The organism is Aminobacter sp. P4_D5 (assembly GCF_056401815.1).
On sequence record NZ_JBFUIP010000377.1, the window covers coordinates 1 to 1,336 of the forward strand.

A 1,336-nucleotide genomic window follows, 5' to 3' on the forward strand; every position below is an offset into this window, starting at 1 on the left:
GCGTGGCGATGTTGAGCATGCCGCCGCCGCCCTGGAAGGCCAGCGCCTCCATCGTTGCCGATTCGAGGATTTCGAGGGCCTCGCGCACCCGGGCGAGATAAAGCTGCCCGGCCTCGGTCAGCACGATGCGCTGCCGGATGCGCTCGAACAGGCGCAGGCCAAGGAAGGATTCGAGCGACTGGACCTGCTTGCTAACCGCGCTCTGCGACAGGTTCAGCTCTTCGGCAGCGCGGGTAAAGCTCGAATGGCGCGCCGCCGCTTCAAAGATCGTCAGCGATGGTAGCGAAGGCAAGACGCGGCGCATGACGATTCCGAAGCAGGGCACTGCAATGATGGCGGCGACTATGGAGTGCTTGTCGCCGCGCCGCAATCGCACCAATGGCCGGGGCAGCGAGACGTCGCCGCGTGGTTCAAAGTACAATTTTTGCAAGGATTGCGGCGGCAGAACCGACGACCGACGCTACCATGAATATGGAGGCGGCGGTCTCAATGCCGGACGTTCTTACCCGCTGCGGCACGAACCGCTCGAACGGATCCCCTGATGAGAAGACCTGCAGTCGGTCGTACCACTGCAATCCATGATCGATAGCGCTGAGCCACATTTTCGTCCGCCACCCGATGTCGCCGGCGCTTGGAGCGCTGACCTGCGTGGCACCAATACGTCTCGGCACATAGGGTTACGAGGTGACCGCGACGGCAAGAAAATCAAAATGTCATAAGGATTTCTCATCGGCTACGTCGCCGTAATTATGGTGGCGTCATCGCTTGGGTTACAGAAAGGGCAGATGTCGAGATATCTCGTGCGCCATATTTCGCCTTTACGGCGCTCCTGATGCTTGGAATTTCAGTCTTGCAGTTTGTTTGGCTGCTGACTGTTCCAGCAATGGCCAGCGGATATGTCTGGGTACTGGTAGTCGTGATCATGGGGCGACTGTCATCTTCGGGTATTTTTTGGGATGATCGCTATGGCGAGATCCCGCGACATCTCCGGCAACAACGGTTTGATGGCTTTGGCCTTCATTCCTCTGGCCAATCTCTACATGCTGTTCAAGCCTTCAAAGAAGCCATCAAATTTCACGCCAATTCGCATTCTGAGAGGAGGGGCTGGGGTAACCTTTGGCTTCGTAATGCTCTTCCTAACGCCTGTACTGAATTCAATGTTTGAGGCCATGTCTGCCAAAGCGATCGAAGACGCAAGCAATGGAGGACCGATGCCGAAGATCAAAGGCCAGAGCATTCGCGACAAGGAGCGTGCAAAAACAGAGAAGCTCCTCAGGAAGGTGGGATATACGGCCTTGAAAGAGGCCGGGATCAAATCGAAGCGACCCAGCCTTCC

General features: G+C 57.0%; 3 protein-coding genes. 2 read left to right on the forward strand and 1 reads right to left on the reverse strand.

Going from position 1 to position 1,336, the window contains the following annotated elements:
* On the reverse strand, nt 1-304 hold a 304-nt coding region (locus AC1DWF_RS32015), incomplete at its 3' end, for a LysR family transcriptional regulator (protein WP_476842566.1).
* On the opposite strand from AC1DWF_RS32015, the gene AC1DWF_RS32020 reads away from it, so the two are divergent.
* Nucleotides 303-542: a hypothetical protein gene (locus AC1DWF_RS32020; protein ID WP_476842567.1), complete on the forward strand. Its 240-nt coding sequence runs from the start codon at nt 303-305 to the stop codon at nt 540-542. The genes AC1DWF_RS32015 and AC1DWF_RS32020 overlap by 2 nt on opposite strands.
* A 423-nt stretch (nt 543-965) precedes the next feature.
* A partial coding sequence (locus AC1DWF_RS32025; RefSeq protein WP_476842568.1) for a hypothetical protein occupies nt 966-1,336 on the forward strand: 371 nt, incomplete at its 3' end.

What these genes read in the sequence shown, in the direction of transcription:
- AC1DWF_RS32020 (WP_476842567.1), top strand. Translation starts at nt 303, where the DNA reads ATGACGATTCCGAAGCAGGGCACTGCAATGATGGCGGCGACTATGGAG.